This is a genomic window from Amycolatopsis sp. NBC_01488 (assembly GCF_036227105.1).
GTDB lineage: Bacteria > Actinomycetota > Actinomycetes > Mycobacteriales > Pseudonocardiaceae > Amycolatopsis.
This window is the reverse complement of sequence record NZ_CP109434.1, coordinates 4,916,405-4,933,453: the sequence shown is the minus strand read 5'-3', so window position 1 is coordinate 4,933,453 and position 17,049 is coordinate 4,916,405. Positions and strand designations below refer to the sequence as shown.

Sequence of the window (17,049 nt, the reverse complement as noted above, 5' to 3'; positions counted from 1 at the left end):
TGAACCGTTACGCCAGGCAAAACTTCCTCGCACCAAACGGGTAACGCCGATTCAACCTGGTTGCTCCAGAGTACTCCAGCTCCTACAGTGAACTTGACTGAACTTCAGTTGACACCTGAAGGCAGGGAGCGGGCCATGGACACCACAGCAGCTGACATACCCCGGCACCGGGCCATCGTGGCGGTCGACATCGAGAAGTCGACCGAGCGGACGAACTCGGTGCGCACCCAGCTCCGCACCGTCCTCTTCGAGCTGCTCGACGAGGCCCTCGCGGCCGGCGGGATCGGCAAGAAGCACCGCGATCCGTTCGTCGACCGCGGGGACGGGGCGCTCTGCCTGATCCGGCCCTACGACCAGCTGCCCAAGACGCTCCTGCTCACCACGGTCGTGCCCGCGCTGGGCGATCTGCTCGAGAAGCACGCCGAAAGCCGGCCGGAGCTGGCCTTCCGGCTGCGCGTCGCCGTGCACGCCGGCGAGGTGCACCGGGACTCGCGCGCCTCCTACGGCGAGGACGTCGACATCGCCTGCCGGCTGGTCGACGCTCCCGAGCTGAAGCGGCGGCTGGGCGAGACGACCGCGCCGCTCGCGCTCGCCGTGTCGCAGGAGATCCACCGCGCCGTCGTGCGGCACGGCTACCCCGGCATCGACCGGGCCGCCTTCACCCAGGCCGTCCACATCAAGCTCGGCGAAGAACGGCTCCGCGGCTGGCTCTACACGCCCGAAGCGGGCGCGCCGGAGGAGGGACTGACCGCGTAGGACCGGAAACGAGGTGGGGACGTGGAACCGACGGGATTCTGGGCCGACCTGGGCCCGGCCGATCGCCGCGTGCTGGCGGAGTCCGCCACGCGGCGCACCTACCCGCGCGGCGCCACCCTCTGCCGCGAAGGAGAGCGCTCCAGCGTCGTGCTGGTCCTGCTCGCCGGGCACGTGCGGATCGTCCACGGGACGCCGGACGGGCGCGAGGTCGTCGTCGGGGTGCGCGCCGCGGGGGACGTCATCGGCGAACTGGCCGCGATCGACGCGCAGCCGCGCTCGGCGACCGTGGAAGCGCTCGACGCCGTCGACGTGCTCGAGGTGCCGGGCGACCGCTTCGCCGCGCTGTGCCGGTCGCGGTCGCGGATCTCCTGGGCGCTGCTGCTCGTGCTGTCGACGCGGCTGCGGTCGGTCGGCAGGCAGTGGCTGGAGGTCGGGGGCGGCGCCGCCGCGCGGCGGGTGGCCGCGCAGCTGATGCAGCTGGCCGTCCAGCACGGCGTGCCGCGGGGCCAGGACATCGAGATCAGGTTCCCGGCCACCCAAGCCGAGCTGGCGATGACCGCGGCGATCTCCCGCGAATCGTGGGCCCGCGCGACGCGCGAACTGCGGCGCCAGGGCGTGATCAGCACCGGACGAAGACAGGTGACGATCCACCGCCTGGCCGAACTTCGCCGTCTCGCGAGCTGAATCCCACCTTCTGTGTCAGCTGACACAGAAGGTGCGGCGACCCGGAGGTTTCCTGGATCCAGGGCAGAGGAGGGCATTCATGGATCCCTACACGACCGCACCGCGTCGGAGTCGCTGGCGCCGGGGCGTCTACGCGGCCGGGCTGGTCATCCCGTTCACCGCCACGCAGATCTGGGCACTGCTGGTGCTGCTTCGGCTGGCACCCCTCGACGGCCTGGTCGGCCAGGCCTTCGTGCTGATCCTGCTGGGCTCCGTCGTCGCGATCTGGGCGGGGTGGCGCTGGACCTGGCAGCTCGGCCGGGACCGCGACCGCCGGCCCGAGCCCGCCCCGAAGACCCGGATCCCGACATGACGTCCGGGCCGGTGATCGTCGCGGCCCTCGTGCTCGGCATCGCCGCCGGACGTCTCTCACGCCACCTCGGCGGCCTCGTGCGCCGCCGGCTGACCGGAAGGAACACGGAAATGACCAGCAGGCAAGCGTCCTTCCCCGCCCGGCTCTACCACTGGCGGTGGGAGATCCTGGCGGTGACGCTGCTCCCCTACGCCCTGGTGACGTTCGCCCTGTGGGCCGGCCCGCTGTGGGCGTCGGCGGTCTTCGCCACCGCGCTCGGGTGGGCGGTGCTGCGACGGCGTCAGGTGCGGGCCCGGATCCAGGCGGTCCGGCTGCAGCACCGCCTGCGCGCGGCGTTCCCGTTGCTGCGCCTGCCCGGCGGCCGCCACCCGGCGATCCTGTGGTCCCGTCCCCGCGGCGGCGACGTCGTGGTGTCGCTGTTCGGCCGCGAGGCGTTCGAGCACCTGCACCGCAACCGCACGGTCCTCGCGGCGGCGTGCGCGGTCCCGGAGGTCTACGTCGACCGCCACCCGCGGTACGCGAGCCTGGTGACGCTGACGATCAGCCCGACCGAGGCGCCGCGTGAGCGGGCGGTCCTGCCGAGCAACGTGGTGCCCCTGCGGGCCCACAGCTAGACCCCCAGCACCTCGGTGACCAAAGTGGACAGATCACCGCCGTGCCACGAGCCTGCCGAGAACCGCTCCTGGGCGATCCCTTGCCAGGGAGCGGTTCCCTTCGTGATCCCGGTGTCCGCGGTGAGCCTCCCGATGTCCTGCACCGCGATGCCTTCTTCGTACAGCGTCTTCTTGACCTGACCGGCGTCCTCGGCCACCACGACCAGACCCCAGTCACCCCAGGTCTCGGCGAGGTCGAACGGCCGCACGCCGCACTGGGCGGCCACCTCGGCCACGGGCTCGTCGAGGTCGAATTCGCCCGTGACCACGGCACCGAGGCCGTTCGCCTCGCACAGGGTCCGGACCGTGGCGAACAGGCCGTCCGAGACGTCCATCGCCGTTCGCGCGTGCCCGGCCCTGGCCAGTGCTTGGCCCGCTTTCAGCTGGGCCATCGGGCGGCAGGCGCGCTGCCAGATCTCGTCGCGCGCCGGTGCCGGGAGCGTCGCCCGCCCCGTCTCCAGCAGCGCCGCGGCCCACAGGTACCCGGGCGATCCGACCAGCAGCAGGCGGTCCCCGGCCTTCGCTCCGGACCGCCGGAACCTGCTGCCCGGAGCACACCGCCCGACGGCCGTCGCGGTCAGCTGCGTCGCGGCGCCGTCCCGGAGGTCGCCCCCGACGACCTTCGTTTCGTGGGCGGCGCAGCAGTCGTCGACGCCGTCGAGCAGCCGCTCGAACGCCGCCACGGTGGTCGTCTTGGGCAGCGTGTAGTTGACGAGGAGACCGAGCGGTTCGGCCCCGGCGGCGGCCAGGTCCGACAGGTTGATCGTCGCCAGCAGCCAGCCCGCGTGGTAGAGGTCGGGTGCGCGCAGGAGGTCGACCACCGGGGTCGGGCAGCTGTCGGTCGTCGCGACGAGTTCGCTCGGCTTGTCCAGCTTCGCGAGGAACGCGCTGTCGTCGCCGAAGCCTTCGGTGCCGCCGTAACGCGGCCGCAGTACTTCTCGCTGGATGCCCCGCTCACCCAGGTCACCGAGAGTTTCACTGGTGCCGGACATGATCCGCCAATCGGGACGCGACCACCGCGTGGTCGCTGGAGTAGTTGTGCGGCATGGCGCCGTACGGCCGTTCGCTTCCGGTCGAAGCGAACAGCATCAAGTTGCAGATCCGGGCGCCGGGATACAGCAGGACCGGATGCCGCAGGTGGTGGACGATCTCCAGGGTGAGCACGGCGCCGGTGTCCCAGCCGAAACCGGGACTGACCTGACCGCACAGCACGACGCTGATCCCCAGCCGCGCGTAGCTGCTGGTGCCGTCCACGAGCCCGGCGAGGTTCTTCGCCAGTCCGATGCGCTCCAGCGTCGGCGCGAGCACGACCTCGCCGGGCTCGACGACCAACCGCCCGTTCTCGTCGAGCACCTTCGGGGCCAGCTCGGGATGGGTCGAGCGGTCCGCGACGTCGACGGGCCGGTGAGTCACGAGCGAGAACGCCTCGTGCCCGAGCCGCAGGCTGAGCGCGGCGGGCCGCACCAACGCCGCGTCGAACGGGTCCACCCGCAGCTCGCCGGTCTCGTACGCCCGCCGGATCGCCCGGTCGGTAAGCACGCCGCGCTGTGGCCGCTTCACGAGCGACATGGTGCGGTCTCGCTGTCCAGGCTCGCCAGTACGGCGGTCACGAGCCGGTGGAAGTCCGCTTCGGCGAGGTCGCGGTTCGGCTGGTCGTCGCTCTCCCCGAGTTCGCAGTAGACGACGGTGGTGGACGTCCGGTGGGGCCCCTGGACGACGACAGTCGCGGTGAGCTCGGCGTCGATCGGCCGGACCGTGTGGACGACCGTGGTGTCGCACGTGTAGACCTCTCCGCCCTGGACGTGCGGCGAAGCGCGGCGCTTGAGCCGGACATCGCCGTCGGCGACCAGCGCGGCCGGGTTCGCGGGGTCGGCCCCGTAGCGGAACCGCCGATAGGGCTTGCCGCCCTCGACGGTCTCGACGAAGTCGACCATGTGCATGCCCGCACCGGTCAGCACGTGCGAGGCGAACTCCCACCGGTGGCTGTGCGGGTTGGACTCTCCGCTCGAGACCTCCTCGGCGCGCGGCCACACGTGCAATCGGAGGCGGAACTCGGGCTCGACGCAGGTGTGCAGGACGATCTTCGCGAAGCCGTTGGGATGCCAGTACGAGCGTTTCGCGATCTCGGCGACCGCCGAGGCGTCGGCCGCCAGGTCGCGCAGCCAGTCCGCGAACGCGCCGCGGTGGGCGCGGAGGTGCTCCGCGGCCTGCTGAAGCTGGTCCAGGCCGGGCCGGGAACCGTTGCCGCGCAACGCTTCCGCGAGCTGCCGCGGGAACGGGTGATCGCCGTTGACCACCGGAGGGGTCGTGCTCATGGTGCGGGTCTCTATTCTGCGGCTGGCGGAGGGAGGAACTGCGGGGCCGGGAACGCCAGCGCGACGGCGCGCAGAGCCGTCACGGCGTCGAGCGTCATCCAGATCGGGAGATCGCCACTGCCCCAGGCCCACAGGCCGCGCGAGGGTTCGTAGCGTTCCCACAACGAATTCAGCGCGCGGCTCAGCCTGGCCGCCGGCACTTGTGGCGCCTCGGCCAGCGCCTGGAGGACCCAGGCGGACGTGAAGTGCTTGATCGTGACCCGCACGTCCGGCCGCCCTTGGGGCTGGGGCAGTGCGAGGTCTTCGGAGACGCCGTCATCGGGGTGGACCCGCTCGACGAGCCAGCGGGTGCCGATCTCGACGGCGTCGGAGACTTCATCGCTTCCGTGCCCGGAGCGCAGCAGCTCGCGCAGCGCCACCACCGCCCGCGCGGTGTGCGCGGTGGACGGCTCCGGGGAAAACAGCACTTCTTCCTTCTTCTCGCCCCAGAGCGGGACACCGTCGAAGTCGAGCCGGGCCGCGAGGAGGTCGTCCGTCAGGCGCCGGGTCAGCGGGGCGTCCGGCGCGAGCCGGACCGAAGTGCGCAACGCGGAAGAGAGCAGGAACGGACGCGTCCGGGTGCGGTCGTCGAGCGAGCGCTCGAGGTACGTGAGCCCGTCCTGGGCCGTGAGGATGGTGCTGGCTTGGAACAGAGCGCCGACGACCGCGGCCGTGACCTCGGGCCGGCGGCCTTCCGACCGGCCCTGCCAGCCGAAGTCGGACCGCTTCGCGTAGAGGTCCTCGACGACCGCATGTAGGTCGAGGTAGGGCTCGCCTACCACGACCATCGCGGAGATCCCGTAGGCGGTGGCGAGCGTCGTGTGCGCGCCCCGCTTCTGGAGGTTGTGCCGCCAGCCGACGGCGCGACCGTTCGCGTCGCGGATCAGCTCCTCGGCGAGGCTGGTCCCGGCCCGGCGGAAGACCTCGAGCAGGGACGCGCCCGTGGTCAGGACCTCCCCGGCGGCGGGAGTCGGGGTACGAGCCGCTTCGGCCATCTCCACCAGGGCATTCGCGGCTCGGAAGTGATCGTCGAGCAGGCGGGCGTTCTCCACCGACGGGAGGTAGCGCCCGGTCTCCCACTGGGTCAGGTTCGCCCGGCTCACGCCGACGATCCTGGCCACGTCCGCCTGCGTCTGCCCGGCTGCCTTGCGCAGCCGGCGCAGCTCGGCGCCCAGGTCCTCGGCCGTTACCACATCAGTACCTATCGGCCGCGGCGCGGTCGACATAGAATGTAGGTAAGCACTCGGCACCCGTCCAACCTACTCAGGTAGGCGAAGGTAGGGGAGGTGACAGAATGTGGACACAGAGCGCAGCCTAGCCCATCCGCGGCTCCTCGGTGGTGCGAAGTTCGAAGACTTGCCCCGATAGGGGTGAAACCCCAGTTCAACAGGGGTCTTCGGCGCGTCGCACCGAGTCGCGGTCACCCGCAACCGGGGCACTACGCCAAGTGCCCGGCGGCCTCCCCGAGCCGCCCGTGGGCGCCGTTTCCGGCCGCCCGACCGAATCCGTGCGGAGTTCCCGGGGGTGTCACGATGCAAGACCACAACTTACCTACGTCCCGCGAGCGCGGTTGGTTCGATCGGCTGCTGCTCCGCCTCGGCGAGTGGCTGTTCGCCGCCGACGAAGACGCCCGCGCGACCGCGCGTGGCTGGGAGGTCCGGCGCGGGGCCCGCGGCACCCGCGGCTACCGCGATCCCCGCTGGGACACCGTGCACGCCTGCGCCTCGTGCGGCGGTTACGGGCTCAGCCCCTCCGACGGCGCGGCTTGCCCGGGCTGCGCCGGAACCGGAGTCGTCCGCCGGGCACCCGCGACCGCCGTCCCGGTCGCCGACGGCTGCGAAGGAGCACGGTCATGACCCACGACAACCACGTCCCCGAACTGGCCCGGCAGCTGGCCCCCGTCAAGCGGCCCAACCCGGTGCTGTGGCTCTACCACTGGCGCTACGAGCTCCTCGCCGTCACGCTCCTGCCGTACGCCCTGGTCAACCTGGTCTGGTGGCTGGGCCCGGTCTGGACCCCGGTCGCCCTGGTGGCGGCGTTCAACTGGGTGTTCTACTGGCGCGCGGCCCGCCGTCACGTCCGCGGCCGGCTGCGCGCGATCGTGGTGCAGCACCGGTTGCGCACCGCGTTCGCGAGCGCCCGGATCTGCACGGTCGACGGCCGCCGCCCGGCGATCCTGTGGACCCGCCCGGTCGACGGAGACATCGTGGTCTCGCTGTTCTGCCCGGCGGGCATCGGGTTCGACCAGATCCACTCGCGGCGCGAGGTGCTGGCGGACGCCTGCTTCGCGACGGAGATCTACGTGGACCGGCATCCGAAGTACGGGGCCTTGGTCACGCTGACGATCGGCACGACGGCGCCCCGGCGCGAGCCCGGGCGGCCCGTGTCGCCCGGTGGGGTCGTGCCACTGCGGGCGCACAGCTGAGCCGGCGCCCGGCGTCCACCGAGCGGGCGCCGGGCGCGGCGCACAGCAACCGCACAGGGCGATCACACGATCACCAAAGCGGAGCCCGCGACCGTAGTACGCATGACAGCCACCGCTTCCGCAGCACGGCCCGGGACCGTCCCGGTCGATCTGGCCGGCCCGCAGCCCGTCCTCGACGTCGTCATCCCGGTCTACAACGAAGAGACCGACCTCGAACCGTGCATCCGCCGGCTGCACGCGCACCTGGCCGACCACGTCTCCTACCCCTACCGGATCACGATCGCCGACAACGCGAGCACCGACGCGACGCTGCGGGTGGCCGAAAGACTCGCCAGGGAATTTCCCGAGGTGGCCGTCCACCACCTGGACGAGAAGGGCCGCGGCCGCGCGCTCAACGCCGTGTGGCGGGCCTCCGACGCCGCCGTCCTCGCCTACATGGACGTCGACCTCTCCACCGACCTCGCCGCGCTCGGGCCGCTCGTGGCTCCGCTGCTGTCCGGGCACTCCGATCTCGCCATCGGCAGCAGGCTCGCCCGGGGAGCGCGAGTCGTGCGGGGGCCGAAGCGCGAGTTCATCTCCCGCGCCTACAACCTCATCCTCAAGTCCACGCTCGCCGCGAAGTTCAGCGACGCGCAGTGCGGCTTCAAGGCCATTCGCGCCGATGTCGCTCGCGAGCTGCTGCCGCACGTCGAGGACACCGGCTGGTTCTTCGACACCGAGTTGCTCGTCCTGGCGCAGCGGGCCGGGCTGCGGATCCACGAGGTGCCCGTCGACTGGGTCGACGACCCGAATTCGTCGGTCAACATCGTCAAGACGGCGACCGCGGACCTCAAGGGCATCGTCCGCGTCACGAAGGCCACCTTCACCGGTGAGATCCCGATCAGCAGGCTGCGCGAGCAGCTCGGCAGGCAGCCGATCGGTGTCGAGGCGCCGGGCGTGCCGCCGCGGCTGGTGACGCAGCTGGTGCGGTTCGCCGCCATCGGCGTCAGCAGCACGCTGGCCTACCTGGTGCTGTTCCTGCTGCTGCGCACGGCCGTCGGCGCGCAGCCGGCCAACTTCGCCGCGCTGCTGGTCACCGCGGTCGGGAACACCGCGCTGAACCGGCGGCTCACGTTCGGCATCCGCGGCCGCACCGGCGCCGGGCGCCACCAGTTCGAAGGGCTGATCGTGTTCGGCCTCGGGCTCGCCCTGACCAGCGGGGCGCTGGCCCTGCTCAACGGATCCACCACCCCCGGCCTGGTCCTGGAGATCACCGTGCTCGTGCTGGCGAACCTCGCCGCGACGGTCCTCCGGTTCCTGCTCCTGCGCGGCTGGGTGTTCAACCCGCGCCGCCAGACCGCTACCCAGAAGGAGTACTGATGACCGCCGTCCTGTCCGGTCCCGTGACGCAGGAACCGCGTCACCGCAAGGATTCCGCGGCGCACGCGCCGCCGCGCTGGACCCGCCCGGCCGTGTTCGGGCTGCTGGCCGCGACCGCCGTGCTCTACTTCTGGAACCTCACCGCCTCCGGCTACGGCAACAGCTTCTACGCCGCTGCCGTGCAGTCCGGGACGCAGGACTGGAAGGCGTGGCTGTTCGGGTCGCTCGACTCGGGCAACGTGCTGACCGTCGACAAGCCGCCCGCCGCGCTGTGGGTCGCCACGGCTTTCGCGCGGATCTTCGGGTTCTCCAGCTTCACCGTGCTCGCCCCGCAGGCGCTGATGGGTGTCGCGTCCGTCGGAATCCTGTACCTGACGGTGAAACGGACTTCGGGCCCGATCGCCGGGCTGATGGCCGGCGCGATGCTGGCGCTCACGCCGGTGGCGGCGCTGATGTTCCGGTTCAACAACCCGGACGCGCTGCTCGTGCTGCTCATGGTCGCGGGCGGCTACTTCGTCGTGCGGGCCACGGAAAAGGCCAGCCCCAAGTGGCTCGCGCTGGCCGGTGTCGCGATCGGGTTCGGCTTCCTGACGAAGATGATGCAGGCGTTCCTGGTGCTGCCGGCGTTCGGACTGGTGTACCTGATCGCGGCGCCGACGTCGCTCGGCAAGCGGCTGCTGCACCTCGGCGGCGCGGTCGTGGCGCTGGTCGTCTCGGCGGGGTGGTACGTCGCGCTCGTCGATCTGTGGCCGACGGCGTCAAGGCCCTACATCGGCGGGTCCGAAGGGAACAGCCTGCTCGAACTCGCCTTGGGCTACAACGGCTTGTCGCGCATCTTCGGCGGCGGTGACGGTGCCGGCCCGGGCGGTGGCGGCGGCATGGGCGGCGGCGGGAACATCGGCTTCGGCGGCGCGTCCGGGCTGTTCCGGATGTTCGGGTCGAGCTTCGGCACGGAGATCTCGTGGCTGCTGCCCGCCGCGCTGATCGGGCTGGTCGCCGGGCTGTGGTTCACCCGCCGCGCGCCGCGCACCGACCGGACGCGCCTGGCGCTGGTCCTGTGGGGCGGCTGGCTGGTCGTCACCGCGCTGGTGTTCAGCTACATGAGCGGCATCGTTCACCCCTACTACTCGGTCGCGCTCGCCCCGGCGATCGCCGCGCTGGTCGCGATTTCGGGCCGCGCGCTGTGGCAGGGCCGGGCCAACCTGGCCCCGCGGGCGACGCTGGCCGGGATGGTCGTGGCGACGGCGGTGTGGTCGTTCATCCTGCTCGACCGGACGCCGGACTGGTCCCCGGCGCTGCGCTGGATCGTCGCGGTGCTCGGCGTCCTCGCCGGGACGGTGCTGGTGATGGGCGTGCCGAGCTTCCGCAAGGCGGCCACGGTCGTGGCGGCGGCGGTGGTCCTGACCCTGGGCATCTCGACCGCGGCCTACGGCGTCGAGACGGCGTCGGTGGCGCACAGCGGCTCGATCCCGACCTCGGGACCGACGTCGAGCGCGATGGGCGGCGGCTTCGGCGGCGAGGACTCGTCGTCCAGCGCGATCGGTGCCCTGCTGGCGAAGACGACGACGAAGTGGGCCGCGGCCACGACGGGCTCGCAGAGCGCGGCTTCGCTGGAACTGGCCAGCGGCAAGGCGGTGATCGGCATCGGCGGCTGGAGCGGCTCCGACCCGGCCCCGACGCTGGACGAGTTCAAGGCGTACGTCGCGGCCGGCCAGGTCAAGTACTACGTCGAGGGCGGCCGCGGCGGCGGCCCGGGCGGCGGCTCCTCGGAGATCACCGCGTGGGTGACGGCGAACTTCACCGCCACCACGGTCGACGGCCAGACGGTGTACGACCTGCAGAAGTGAGTTCCGCAGGGCCCGGGCTTCTTCGGAAGCCCGGGCCCTTTCACGCGATCCCGCGGGCTTCCCGGACGAACGTGTCGCGGTGGGAGCCCCGGAAGATCGTCGTCTCGACGAGCGCCTCGAAGTGCCGGTACCCGCCGAGGGCTTCGGCTTCGTCGAACGCCTCGGCCGCGGCGGCGGTCCCGTGGCTCCCGCACCCCGCGACGACCACGACCTCCGCGGTCTCCGGCGCGAAGGGGTTCGCCGCGCGGATGACCAGGCCGTAGTCGACGCGCGGCTCGCCGGCGTCGTCGTAGCGGGGCGAGGCCGCGAAGCCGGACTTGCGGTCGTAGACCGAGGCGCCGTGCTCGGCGAACCCGAGCGAAAGCACGCCGTCCAGGCGCTCGAGGACGCGTCCGGTCAGTGAATTGCCGCCGATCAGGATGAGGTCCGAGCGGATTTCCTCCTCCGTGAGCGACTCGGTCTCGACGAGTCTCACGGCCGTTCCGAGCTGGGCCTGCAGCTCCACCGCGGCGAGCAGATCACCCTCGGCCACCATGCCACCGGAGAAGCGCAGGCCGAACCATGAGCGGCCGGGAGTCGTGCGGCGCTGCGTCCATGGCCTGCTCCTTCGGTCGTTTTACCGAAATCGTCGCAGGTCAGCGGCTCGTTACGGCCGGCGTCACAGGTGGTGGCCGAGGACCAGGACTGACACCGCGAGCACAGGGAAGTCTCAGACAGCCCACAGCTTGAGCGCGGATCATCGGATACAGAGGGGATGAGGAGGCCGCGATGATCACGACACGTCCGGGTTACCCGCGCTGGCACACCGCGAGCGCCCAGGGGCCGCGCTCGCTCAACGCCGACGCCGTGGGGGCCTACGCCGCCGCCGGTGGGCCCGGCATCGTGTTCGCGCTCGCGGACGGCGTCGGGGACGATCCCGCCGCCGTGCGGGCCGCTCGCACCGCGGCCGCGGCCGCCGCCCGCACTCCTGTCCACAAAGGACCTGTCGAGGCCGTGCTCGCCGCGCAGCGCGCGGTCCGCGAGCAGACGCTCGGGGACGCGGTGCTCGTCGTCGCGATGCCCGCCGAGCACGGCGGGTACCACATCGCCTGGGTCGGCGACGCTCGCGCGTACGCCTGGGACGGCACCACGCTCGGCCGCCTGACCACCGACCACACGCTGGCCGAGTACTTCCGCAGCCGCCACCAGCCGGTGACCCCGCGGATGGAGCACGTGGTCACCACGAGCGTCCGCACGGCCAAGCCGGAGGAGATCGGCACGGCGGAGACGTCGAGCGCGGGGCTGCTGCTGACCAGCGACGGCATCCACAAGCCCCTGACGGGCACGGGCATCCGCGCGGTACTGGCCCAGCCGGGCACGGGCGCGGCCGAGCTGGTCGACGCGGCGCTGGCCCGCGGCGGCTCGGACAACGCGACCGCCATCTACGTCGAACCCCTGGAGGCCGACAGCACGACGGTGCGATTTCCCGTCGCCGCCTAGCTGTCCCGCTTGAGCTGCCGGTATTCGCGCAGCACCAGGATGATGATCACGATGTCGAGCGCGGCGAAGAACGGCAGCGCGACCGAGTGGGTGTGGATCGCCCGGAAGATCTCGTAGACGACGAACGCCGCGAGGACCACCGCCGCGACCGGGTACGCGCGGCGGATCTTGCGCGCCAGCGCCCAGACCAGCGCGAGCTTGATGAGGCCGTGGGCGAGCAGGTACGCGACGGCGAAGGTCTTCGTGTCCCCGTGCAGGAAGCTCTCCGTCGCCGACTGCAGGTGCCGCGCCAGCGTGCCGGACGGGTCGCCGAGCAGGTCGCGGGTGATGACCGCGTGGGTGAACCCGCTGACGGTCGAGGCGGGGATGAACGCGAGGATCAGCGCCCCGACGACCTGCAGGCCGCCGTCGAGGCCCTTGATCGCGATCGCGATGCGGAAGAACTTCTCGGTCGCGGTCGTCTTCGTCTCCGACATGCCCCCAAGCTCAGCACGAACGGCAGATCGGCGCACGGGGAGGCACCTTTCGCCCCGTTCGTGCCGGGCTGTCCGGCCCGGGGTCAGGTCACGACGTCCTCCGCGAAGGCGACCGCCGCCTTGGCCGCGTCGTCACCGAAGAGCGGGCCGGTCGCGTACAGGCCGTCGATGATGAGCATGACGCGGTCCGCCAGCCGCTCCGGGTCCGGCGCCCCGGCCGCCAGCTCCCGCACCTGCGCCCGCGCCCGCACCAGGTGGTCGGCCGCCACCCGGTGGGCCGGGTGCCGCCGGTCCGGGAACTCCGCGAGCGTCGTGCGCAGCGGGCACCCCCGCGAGCCCGGCCGGGTCGCGCGCACGCCGACCGCGCGCACCAGCTCCACCAGCGGCCGCTGCGGAGCGGCCGCCCGCGCGCCGGCGACGAGGCCGTCCCAGTCGGCGCCACACCGCGTCAGGTACGCCACCACCAGCTCGTCCTTGCTCGCGAAGCAGGTGTAGAGCAGCTTCTTGCCGCAGCCGCACTCGTCGATGATCCGCTGCAGCCCGACGGCGTGCACCCCGTGCCGGTCGAACAGCAGGCCGGCGGTTCCGAGGATGCGCTCGCGGGCGTCGGGTCTCGGCATGCGGGGGATCGTAACGGCCTCCCCGGCGCCGGGGAGGCCGTTACGCGATCACATCGCCGGCGGCGCCGACTTCGTGCCCCAGGCCGTCGGGGTGTCACTCAAGCGGAACTGGATCTTGCCCGCGCGCAGCAGGTCCGCGTGCGAGATCCAGCTGCGGTCGTAGCCGCGGTGGCCGACCCGGACGTCCTTTGTGTACTGCAGCTTCGCCGCGCTCGCGCCGGGTGCCTCGATCTCGAGCTTGCGGCCGCCGGCCGGGCGGATCTCGACCTTCTCGAACATCGGCGTGCTGAGCAGGTAGGTCCCGGAGCCGGGCTGGGCTTCGAAGACGCCGGTCATGCCGAACACGAGCCACGACGAGATGGTGCCGAGGTCGTCGTTGCCCGGCATGCCGTACGGCGTGTCGGTGAAGAGCGTCCGCGCCGCGCGCAGCACGGCCGACGTCTTCCACGGCGCGCCCGTCCAGCTGTACATCCAGGGCGCGTGCAGGTCGGGCTCGTTGTTCGGGTTGAAGGCGAAGTTGTTGTGGTAGTCGTACGCGCCGTGGACCCAGGAGTCCTTGGCGGCCTTCGCCGGGTCGGACAGCAGCAGCGGCAGGTCGAAGAACGTGTCGAGCCGCTTTTCGGCCTGCGCCGGGCCGCCCATCAGGCCGAACAGCTTCGCGGTGTCCTGCTGCGCGAGCCACTGGTACTGCCACGGCGTGCCCTCGTGGAACCCGACGGACTGCGCCGGGTCGGGGTCGCCGACGCCGGTGCCGTCCGCGGCCTTGGTGCGCGGGAACCCGGTGAAGCCGTGGGACTCGACGCCGGTGTCCCACAGATTGGCGAAGTTGCCGCAGCGGTCCTTGAGCGTCTTGGCCTGGTCCCGGTAGCCGAGCCCCTGCGCCATGGTGGACAGCGCGCAGTCGGCGAGTGCGTACTCGAGGGTCGCCGAGCCGGCCTGGCGGGTGTCGCCGTAGGTGTAGCCCGGCAGGTCCTGGTAGCCGATCCAGCCGTTCTTCACGTACGTCGGGTTGCCGTCGCGGCCGCGGAAGATCGACTGGTCCTTCGGCACTTCGTTGGCGTTGCGCCAGAGCGCGTCGAAGAGCTGACGCGCGGTCTTGTCGTCGAGGATGCCGCGGCGGTAGTTGTCGACCACCCACGGCGTGACGGGATCGCCGCTCATCACGTTCGTCTCGCCGCCGGCCAGCGCCCAGCGCGGCACCCAGCCGCCGTCCTGGTAGATCTCGAGGACGGACTTGGTCATGTCCGCGGCCTTGTCCGGGTGCAGCAGCGCGACGAGCTGGTTCTGCGAGCGGTAGGTGTCCCACAGCGAGAACATCTGGTAGTACGTGTCCCGGCTGCGGTGGACGGCGTCGTCGAAGCCGCGGTAGGAACCGTCCACATCGGACCCGACGGACGGGTGCAGCAGCGACCGGTACAGTGCGCTGTAGTAGGTCCGCTGGTCGGCGGTCGTCCCACCGGCGACGCGCATCCGGTTCAGCTCGTCTTTCCAGGTGTCGTGAGCCTGGTTCTCGGCCCGGTCGAACGACTTGGGCTGCTCGGCCGTGCGGTTCAGCCGGGCGCCGTCGATGGAGGTGTAGGAAAGGCCGACGGAGGCGCCGACCTGGTTCTGGTCGCTGCCGAAGGTGAGCCACGCGCCGGTGCGCCGGCTGCCGAGCTTGGCATCACGCTGGTTCGGCGTGAGCTTGGCGTCGGTCCAGGTCCCGAAGCTGGTGAACTTGCGGTCGAACTTGGCCGAGAAGAAGACCTTGTAGCGCTCTTTCTGCGTCTCCCAGCAGAAGTTGCCGCCCTGCAGCCAGCCTTCGACGGTGTCGTCCCCGACGACGTGGACGTCGCCGGCGTAGGTGTAGCCGTTGCTCTCGCCGACCTCGATGAGGACGTTCTCGCTGGTGTTGCCGGGGAAGGTGTAGCGGTGCCGGCCGGTGCGCTGGGTGGCGGTCAGCTCGGCTTCGATGCCGTTGTCGAGCTTGACCCCGTAGTAGCCGGGCCGGCGGGTTTCGTTGGCGTGGCTGAACTTGGCGCCGTACTGCGCGGGATCGCTGCTGGTGACGGCGCCGGTGGTCGGCATGAACCGGAAGTTGCCCATGGTCTGGCAGCCGACGCCGGAGAGATGGGTGTGGCTGAAGCCGAGGGTGGTGTCCTGCGCGTAGTCGTAGGACGCGTACTTCTTGAGCTGGGTGTCCGGGCTGAGCTGCACCATCCCGAACGGGGTGGTGGCGCCCGGGAAGTTGGTGCCGTCCCCGTTGTTCCCGATCGAGGTGTCGACGAGGGTGGTGGGGTCCTCGGCGAATCTCGGCTGGTTCCGGGCTTCGGCGGGCGTCGCGAGAGCGACCGCGGTGGCCCCGGCGAGCAGGGTGGCCAGGACGCGCGTCCCCGTCTTGGGGGTGCACCGTCTCATCCGTCTCCTCCTGACAACGTTGTCAACCCGTACGGAAGGACCTTTTCGGTTGTCCGGCGGACAAATCAACCCCCGAAAGTCGTTCAGACCTGATGGGTCACGTGCCCAGCCAGGACGGTCGCCGTCACGGGGAGTGCTCGCAGGTCCGCCGCCGACAGCAGAGACGGGTCCGCCGCCGTCACCATCAGGTCCGCCACGTCGCCCACCGACACCCCGCGCCGGCCGCCCGAGGACGCCGCCAGTGCCTCCGCGAACGGCAGGGACTGCTCCGGGTGCCACGGGGGCCGGTCGTCGTCGGTGCGGAACACCGCCGACGCGATTCCGTCCCGCGGGTCCAGCGGGGCCACCGGGGCGTCCGAGCCGAACTCCAGGCGGGCGCCCGATTCCAGCAGGGACCGGTACGGGAACGCCCGCGAAGTCCGGCCGTGCCAATGGCGGTCCGCGACGTCGCGGTCGTCCGGCTGGTGCGCCGGCTGGACCGCCGCGATCACGCCCAGCGCCGCGAACCGCGGGACATCGGCCGGAGAAAGCAGCTGCGCGTGCTCGATCCGGCCCGGGCAGCCGACCTCCTCGAACGCGTCCAGCGCGATCGTGTTCGCGTGGTCGCCGATCGCATGGACCGCCGGGATCAGCCCGTGCGAGAAAGCCCGGTCCAGCAAGGGAACCAAAGCGGACGGCGGCAGCTCCAGCAGACCCGGTGAATCCGAGCCAGGGTAAGGATCGTGGCAATAGGCCGTGCGGGTGTTCAGGGAGCCGTCGACGAAGAGCTTGAACGGGCCCACCGTCAGCAGCCCACCGGAATCCGGGAGAACGTCGCCCGTGCGGTGGCCACGCTCGATCGCCTGGTCCAGCAGGTGCCGCGCGATCACGCACGAGATCCGGGCCGCCGGGGCACCCCGGCGCGTCCAGTCCGCCACCGTGTCCGCGTACTCGTAGTCGACGATCTGCGTCACGCCCCGCGCCGCCGCCGCGGACACCGCTTCCGCCACCCACCGGTCCTGGACGTCGATCGCGGCCGTCGGGAGCTGGGCCGTCGCGCTCATGCAGTCGTTCTCCAGCAGCACACCCGTCGGGTGGTCGCGGCCGATCAGCTTCAGCGCCGCCGGGCTCAGCCACAGCGTGTGCAGGTCCGCGCTGAACAACGCGACCGCCCGCCCGGGCAGCGCCCGCTGCAGCAGGTCCTTGTGCGGCTTGTCCGGCCAGAGCGCATCGCGGAAGCCCGCGCCCACGACCAGTTCCTCCGCCCGCGCCGGCGTCGCGAGCAGGTGCGCCAGCAGCAGCTCGATCGCCTCCCCCGCCGACCGCGCCGCATCGAGGGGGATCCGGCGGCGGAACGTCGCCCACTGCACGAGGTGCGCGTGCGCGTCGACCAGACCCGGCAGCAGCGTGCCCCCGTGCCCGTCGACGACCCGCGCCGCGAACCCGGCCGACCCCGGTTCGGTGATCGCCGTGACGCGGCCGTCGTTCACCCGGACGTCGGACAGGTCCCCGCCGAGCCCCGGCCGCACGCGGCGCAGCAGTAGATCATCCATGCGGACCACCTTGCCAGCCGGACTCATCCGGGTGAAGCACGGAGTGAGATGGGAATGAGATGGGTAGTAGCTACTGTTGTAAAGTCCGGCAGCCGTCGCCCGCCGAAGGGTCAGG

The 17,049-nt window shown here is 71.6% G+C and carries 18 protein-coding genes; 9 read left to right on the top strand and 9 right to left on the bottom strand.

Annotated elements, in window-relative coordinates; all coding sequences use genetic code 11:
* Positions 1-135: 135 nt before the first annotated feature.
* From OG738_RS23815 to OG738_RS23800, 4 genes are all read left to right on the top strand, one after another.
* Positions 136-756 (top strand): hypothetical protein, encoded by a 621-nt coding sequence (locus OG738_RS23815; RefSeq protein ID WP_329044199.1) that lies wholly within the window; start codon positions 136-138, stop codon positions 754-756.
* 21 nt (positions 757-777) lie between these two features.
* Entirely contained in the window at positions 778-1,440 is a 663-nt protein-coding gene (locus tag OG738_RS23810) for a Crp/Fnr family transcriptional regulator (RefSeq protein ID WP_329044198.1), read from the top strand.
* Positions 1,441-1,519: 79 nt separating this feature from the next.
* Positions 1,520-1,792 (top strand): hypothetical protein, encoded by a 273-nt coding sequence (locus OG738_RS23805; protein ID WP_329044197.1) that lies wholly within the window; start codon positions 1,520-1,522, stop codon positions 1,790-1,792.
* The gene (locus OG738_RS23800) at positions 1,789-2,406 is read left to right on the top strand and encodes a hypothetical protein (RefSeq protein ID WP_329044195.1); all 618 of its coding nucleotides are present in this window, start codon (positions 1,789-1,791) and stop codon (positions 2,404-2,406) included. Before OG738_RS23805 ends, OG738_RS23800 begins: the two co-directional genes overlap by 4 nt.
* Here the strand turns inward: OG738_RS23800 and OG738_RS23795 are convergent.
* Genes OG738_RS23795 through OG738_RS23780 form a run of 4 tightly spaced genes read right to left on the bottom strand, consistent with a single transcriptional unit; the run spans position 2,403 to position 6,025 of the window.
* On the bottom strand, positions 2,403-3,437 hold the full coding sequence (locus OG738_RS23795) for a thiamine-phosphate kinase (RefSeq protein WP_329044194.1): 1,035 nt from the start codon (positions 3,435-3,437) through the stop codon (positions 2,403-2,405). The genes OG738_RS23800 and OG738_RS23795 overlap by 4 nt on opposite strands.
* A complete protein-coding gene (dcd, locus tag OG738_RS23790; protein ID WP_442875803.1) occupies positions 3,421-4,014 on the bottom strand; it encodes a dCTP deaminase in 594 nt (197 codons plus the stop codon). Before dcd ends, OG738_RS23795 begins: the two co-directional genes overlap by 17 nt.
* Positions 4,002-4,760 carry a hypothetical protein gene (locus tag OG738_RS23785; RefSeq protein WP_329044192.1) on the bottom strand — a complete coding sequence of 253 codons (759 nt, stop codon included), beginning with the start codon at positions 4,758-4,760 and terminating at the stop codon, positions 4,002-4,004. The genes dcd and OG738_RS23785 overlap by 13 nt, the downstream gene beginning before the upstream one ends.
* 11 nt (positions 4,761-4,771) lie before the next feature.
* Positions 4,772-6,025, bottom strand: a complete 1,254-nt coding sequence (locus OG738_RS23780; protein WP_442875802.1) for a helix-turn-helix domain-containing protein — start codon at positions 6,023-6,025, stop codon at positions 4,772-4,774.
* 306 nt (positions 6,026-6,331) lie between these two features.
* Between OG738_RS23780 and OG738_RS23775 the strand changes: the two genes are divergently transcribed.
* The 4 genes from OG738_RS23775 to OG738_RS23760 all read left to right on the top strand — a co-directional run bounded on the left by OG738_RS23775 (position 6,332) and on the right by OG738_RS23760 (position 10,430).
* Positions 6,332-6,655, top strand: coding sequence for a hypothetical protein (locus OG738_RS23775; RefSeq protein ID WP_329044189.1), 324 nt, complete (start codon positions 6,332-6,334; stop codon positions 6,653-6,655).
* Positions 6,652-7,224 (top strand): hypothetical protein, encoded by a 573-nt coding sequence (locus OG738_RS23770; protein WP_329044188.1) that lies wholly within the window; start codon positions 6,652-6,654, stop codon positions 7,222-7,224. The genes OG738_RS23775 and OG738_RS23770 overlap by 4 nt, the downstream gene beginning before the upstream one ends.
* A 102-nt stretch (positions 7,225-7,326) precedes the next feature.
* The gene (locus OG738_RS23765; RefSeq protein WP_329044187.1) at positions 7,327-8,583 is read left to right on the top strand and encodes a bifunctional glycosyltransferase family 2/GtrA family protein; all 1,257 of its coding nucleotides are present in this window, start codon (positions 7,327-7,329) and stop codon (positions 8,581-8,583) included.
* Positions 8,583-10,430 (top strand): glycosyltransferase family 39 protein, encoded by a 1,848-nt coding sequence (locus OG738_RS23760; protein WP_329044186.1) that lies wholly within the window; start codon positions 8,583-8,585, stop codon positions 10,428-10,430. Before OG738_RS23765 ends, OG738_RS23760 begins: the two co-directional genes overlap by 1 nt.
* 40 nt (positions 10,431-10,470) lie before the next feature.
* Here the strand turns inward: OG738_RS23760 and OG738_RS23755 are convergent, their stop codons facing one another.
* Positions 10,471-10,962: a hypothetical protein gene (locus OG738_RS23755; protein WP_329044185.1), complete on the bottom strand. Its 492-nt coding sequence runs from the start codon at positions 10,960-10,962 to the stop codon at positions 10,471-10,473.
* Between the two features lie 236 nt (positions 10,963-11,198).
* Between OG738_RS23755 and OG738_RS23750 the strand changes: the two genes are divergently transcribed.
* Positions 11,199-11,909 (top strand): PP2C family protein-serine/threonine phosphatase, encoded by a 711-nt coding sequence (locus OG738_RS23750; RefSeq protein WP_329044183.1) that lies wholly within the window; start codon positions 11,199-11,201, stop codon positions 11,907-11,909.
* Here OG738_RS23750 and OG738_RS23745 read toward each other — a convergent pair.
* The 4 genes from OG738_RS23745 to OG738_RS23730 form a co-directional block, all read right to left on the bottom strand.
* Entirely contained in the window at positions 11,906-12,385 is a 480-nt protein-coding gene (locus OG738_RS23745; protein WP_329044182.1) for a DUF2127 domain-containing protein, read from the bottom strand. The genes OG738_RS23750 and OG738_RS23745 overlap by 4 nt on opposite strands.
* Positions 12,386-12,468: 83 nt before the next feature.
* Positions 12,469-13,005 (bottom strand): TetR/AcrR family transcriptional regulator, encoded by a 537-nt coding sequence (locus OG738_RS23740; RefSeq protein WP_329044181.1) that lies wholly within the window; start codon positions 13,003-13,005, stop codon positions 12,469-12,471.
* A gap of 48 nt (positions 13,006-13,053) precedes the next feature.
* Complete coding sequence (locus OG738_RS23735) at positions 13,054-15,402, bottom strand: GH92 family glycosyl hydrolase (protein WP_329044180.1); 2,349 nt, start codon at positions 15,400-15,402, stop codon at positions 13,054-13,056.
* Positions 15,403-15,485: 83 nt separating this feature from the next.
* A complete protein-coding gene (locus OG738_RS23730) occupies positions 15,486-16,934 on the bottom strand; it encodes an amidohydrolase (RefSeq protein ID WP_329044179.1) in 1,449 nt (482 codons plus the stop codon).
* Positions 16,935-17,049 lie beyond the last annotated feature (115 nt).